The organism is Citrobacter sp. (assembly GCF_050252275.1).
GTDB classification, from domain to species: Bacteria; Pseudomonadota; Gammaproteobacteria; order Enterobacterales; family Enterobacteriaceae; genus Citrobacter_A; species Citrobacter_A amalonaticus.
On the sequence record NZ_JBFWLF010000339.1, the window covers coordinates 1 to 4448 of the forward strand.

Sequence of the window (4448 nt, forward strand, 5' to 3'; positions counted from 1 at the left end):
CGTCAAGCGCATAAAAAATATGCAGGTTATGCGTTGCACCACAAAGTGCGAACAGCAATGCTTCCTGACTGAATTGCTGTCCTGGCCCCCAGAATCCGGAGTAGGGCTCGCTCTGCTGGTTGTGCCAGAAGATCATATCCTGCAAGCGCTGGCTTGCAGGCCCCTCCGGGTAACGCTGCTTTTCGAGAAGCAGGAAACTGCCAAGGTTAACGATATTGTTTCCTTCAAGCCATGGATCACGCATATCGCGCTGGCCTAACCATGCCCGGAAAACCAGGGGATCGAGAAAGGGCGCTAAAAAGGGCAGTTCGAGCCTGTCTAACTGTTCCAGAACCTCTAATGCCCCCATACAGTAATTTGTTGCATGGAAACGCATATACTGACGTGTTTCTTCGATATCAGGGCGTTTCCATGTTTCATCCCACTGCATACCCGGCAGAAGGAAATAACCGTCATCCTGTTGGTGGCTTAAAATCCAGTCGGCCAGTAATGCTTTTTCCTCTATTTTATCACCTAATAATGCGCGGGCCATTGTTCCATCATAGGTTCCTGATAATAACATTTGCGGCCATTTTTCTGGCTGATGATAATGGCTGACCCGCAATACGCCAGGCGTCATTCCGGCTACGCTCATGCTATTGAGCCAATTAATGCTGTTCTCTTTGGCCTGTAGAATACGTTCTTGTAAAAGACTGTCTGTTAATTTCATAAAATAACCTGCATTCAGGATCAATCGTTGTGCTGAGGGTTGTTAATCATTTCAATTTCGCTGCTGACATTGTCGGTGTTAAAAAATGCATAATGACAAAACCTAACAGATAAGCAAAACCACCCATAAGGAATATTGACCAATAACTTCCTGTCGCCTGCAAAATATGTCCGGTAGCTTGAGCAAAAAGTATTGAACCTATTGAACCAATCAGGCAACCAATACCGACAACAGCGCCAACGGCTTCTTTCGGGAACATATCAGAAACACTGGTATAGAGATTGACTGACCATCCCTGATGGGCGGCGACCGCAATACCGATTAAAATAACGGCGACCCACAAATTAGAAGCCGTAGAGACCAGCAAGATAGGCAATACACAAATAGCGCACAACAGCAGTGTTAATTTACGCGCTTTGTTGACGGCTATTCCGCGATTGATCAACCATGCAGGCAAGTATCCCCCAGCGAGTCCGCCAATGGTCGCCAGAATGTTGATCAGAACCAGTGGTGTTGCCATGTGCGCCATATCAATACCGCGACTGTCATGTAACCATTTAGGCAACCAGAACAGGAAGAACCAGAAAATCGGGTCGGTCAGGAATTTGCACATCGCAAATGCCCAGGTCTGGCGATATTTCAATAACCCAATCCAGCTCACTTTGCATGCTGCTGCTGGCGTGGGATCAGAACTTTCATCCTGATGGATCCACTCCAGTTCCTCTTTATTCACTTTTTTTGCTTTTTCTGGTTTTCCGTATAAGAACAGCCAGAAAACAATCCATATAAAACCTACTGCGCCGGTCACTACAAAAGCTTCACGCCAGCCCCACTGTAACGCAATCCATGGAATAATAATGGGGGCGAAAATATTCCCGACATTTGAACCAGAGTTGAAAATACCGGTCGCAAAAGCGCGTTCTCTCCTGGGGAACCATTCAGCAGCAACCTTTACCGCTGACGGAAAGTTAGCGCTTTCGCCAACGCCCAGAAAAATCCTTGCATAAATAAACCCTGTTACTGTACTCACTGCACCATGAGCCATGGCGGCCAGGCTCCATATTGCCAGAGCAACGGGCAATATAAGGCGAGCACCATACAGATCGACTATTCTGCCGCATATTAATAAACCCACGGCATAGGCTGCCTGGAAGGCAGTGACAATATTGCCATATTCGATTTCTGTCCAGCCGATATCTTTTTGTAGCATGGGGGCTAACAGCCCCAGGATAGAGCGATCAAGGTTATTAATAGTGACCGAGAAAAAAAGCAATGCGCAAATTGTCCATCGGTATCGACTTCTGTTTAATTGAGGTTTTGTTGCTTGTTCGCTAATACTGTGTTGTAGCTGGCCCAGCTTATTACCTCTCCATGTCTGTGCTCTACAGAATATGAATCTTTCTCGCCGCTACAGTGTAAGTATCTTTAGACCGGGACAGGCAATACTCAAAAAGGAAACTGAGATCTTAATGTTCATTCGGTTTTTATTTGCAGGCAAAGTCACCTTTTTAGCTGACTAATGTGATGAAGATCACTTCAACACAAAAGGGAATGTGAGGTTAATCACGATTAAATGTGATGTTTTTTGAGCAACATCACAATTGCTATTTATTCAATATCTGCACACCTTCGAATGTTTTCTTCTTTGATCTGGCGGTCGTTCAGATCCGCTATTCTTCGCCTAACTTTTCTTCACGAGGAATGGCGATGTTAGAAAAATCTGACCTGGCAGATAATGCGGTTGAATGTCTGCATAATGAACACTACGATCGTGCTTATAATGTGCAAAATCTTAACTTTCGCACGCTCATCTTCAGCGGTGGACGTCAACGTGAAAACCTGGCGGGTGACTGGCGCTTCACTCTTGATCTGCACGATACGGGATTAAGACAAAAATGGTTCTTAATGCAAAAGCAGGATGCTGAAACGCGTAAGGATCCTTACGATTATGATCCCTATTCTGGTCAGACGGTTCCTGTACCCAGCTGCTGGCAAATGTTGAAGGATAAATGGTTTTATTATGAAGGCAGCGCATGGTATACCCGTGAAATCGAGTATGCGAAGCGGGATCCGGATGAGCGTGTATTTTTACGGATAGGTGCGGCGAATTACGATTGCAAAATATTTCTTAACCATCAGTTTATCGGTAACCACTACGGTGGTTCGACGCCTTTCTGTGCTGAGTTAAGCACACCTATAAAAGCCGGAAATAACGTATTAATGATTTGTGTGAATAACACACGAACAACGGACCGCCTTCCATTGCGAAATAATGACTGGTTTAATTATGGTGGTATTTATCGTGAGATAGAGCTTATCCGAACACCACGAAACTATATTCACGATCTGTTTGTCTATCTTGTTCCTGATGGCAACTATAACAGGATTGCTGCGCGCATAACGGTTGACGGGCCTGCGACTGACGTTACCCTTATGATCCCTGAACTTGGGATTAATCAGATATTGCCTGTCGTTGACGGTCAGGCTGAAGTTATTTTATCCGTAAGTCCAGAGTTATGGTCACCCGAAAATCCTAAACGCTATAAAGTCAGGACTATGCTTGGGCGCGACAGTGTCGAAGATGATGTCGGATTTCGCCAGATTGAGGTGGTGGGTACCGATATTCGGCTGAATGGAAAATCCATTTATCTGCGCGGTGTTAACTGCCATGAAGATGATTTATTTATGGGGAAAGTCACCTGTGAGGATGATATTCGCCAGCGTTTCCGTGATGCCAAAGCACTGAATTGTAATTATATGCGGCTGGCACATTATCCTCATCATGAACTGGCGGCACGCATTGCTGATGAAGAAGGAATATTGCTGTGGGAAGAAATTCCCAACTATTGGGCAGTCGATTTTACCAATCCGTCGACACAGCGGGATGCGCATAACCAGCTGATGGAACTTATCCTGCGCGATCGCAACCGTGCCAGCGTCATTATCTGGTCAGTTGGCAATGAGAATGCGGATACGGATGAACGTTTAAGCTTTATGACATCGTTAGTGAATGCGGCACGTGATGCTGATCCCAGCCGTCTTATTTCGGCAGCCTGCCTCGTCAACCACGCAAAAATGAAGATTGAAGACAGGCTGACAGAATACCTTGATATCATCGGGTTAAATGAATACTACGGATGGTATGAAGAGAATTTTGATGACTTAATTTTGCTTGGAAAGAATTCGTCACCCACAAAACCCGTTGTCATCACCGAAACCGGAGCGGAAGGGGTTATCAGCGAAGACGCCCCTAAAACCGGCCCCTTCTCTGAGCAATATATGGCTGAGGTTTATCGCAAACAAACTGAGTATCTGCCAAAACTCACTTACGTTCGTGGCTTTACCCCATGGCTGCTGTATGACTATCGAACGGAACGTCGACAAAACCCCTGGCAGCAAGGGGTCAACTGTAAAGGCCTGATTACCGCAGATAAGAAAACACGCAAAGCCGCGTTTTATGTTCTGCGGGATTTTTATGAAAATCTCAAAAAAGTCGAGTCCTCGTCTGACTGATCATGCTGGAGGCTTTCCGCCAGGGACAACAACCTGGCGGGATCAAAAAGCATCGCCAGATAGTGAGGTTGCTGTTGTTCTTCCTTATCCAGCCATTCGCCGATACGGTTTGCCAGTTGGCGAAGGCTGTTTATTTGCTTATCGAGTTCAAAGTCAGAAACGCCACTACGATTGCCATAACGTTCCAGGATGAGTTTCATCGCAACTCCCTTCGCGACTTCAGAAA

Annotated in this window: 4 protein-coding genes; 1 reads left to right on the forward strand and 3 read right to left on the reverse strand. The window is 45.8% G+C overall.

The genetic code is table 11. The annotated features are described in order from the left end of the window. Together AB7E14_RS20960 and AB7E14_RS20965 are read right to left on the reverse strand one after the other, a co-directional pair. On the reverse strand, nt 1-709 hold a 709-nt coding region (locus AB7E14_RS20960; protein WP_428169896.1), incomplete at its 3' end, for a hypothetical protein. A 46-nt stretch (nt 710-755) separates the two neighbouring features. Then, nucleotides 756-2066 carry an MFS transporter gene (locus tag AB7E14_RS20965; protein WP_156595664.1) on the reverse strand — a complete coding sequence of 437 codons (1311 nt, stop codon included), beginning with the start codon at nt 2064-2066 and terminating at the stop codon, nt 756-758. Nucleotides 2067-2416: 350 nt separating this feature from the next. On the opposite strand from AB7E14_RS20965, the gene AB7E14_RS20970 reads away from it, so the two are divergent. After that, nucleotides 2417-4222, forward strand: coding sequence for a glycoside hydrolase family 2 protein (locus tag AB7E14_RS20970; protein WP_316962881.1), 1806 nt, complete (start codon nt 2417-2419; stop codon nt 4220-4222). On the opposite strand, the gene AB7E14_RS20975 is transcribed toward AB7E14_RS20970, so the two are convergent. Then, a partial coding sequence (locus AB7E14_RS20975; protein ID WP_428169897.1) for a hypothetical protein occupies nt 4183-4448 on the reverse strand: 266 nt, incomplete at its 5' end. The two genes, AB7E14_RS20970 and AB7E14_RS20975, sit on opposite strands and share 40 nt — an antisense overlap.

Excerpts from the sequence above, each read along its gene's own strand:
- AB7E14_RS20970 (WP_316962881.1), top strand. The coding sequence starts at position 2,417 with ATGTTAGAAAAATCTGACCTGGCAGATAATGCGGTTGAATGTCTGCAT.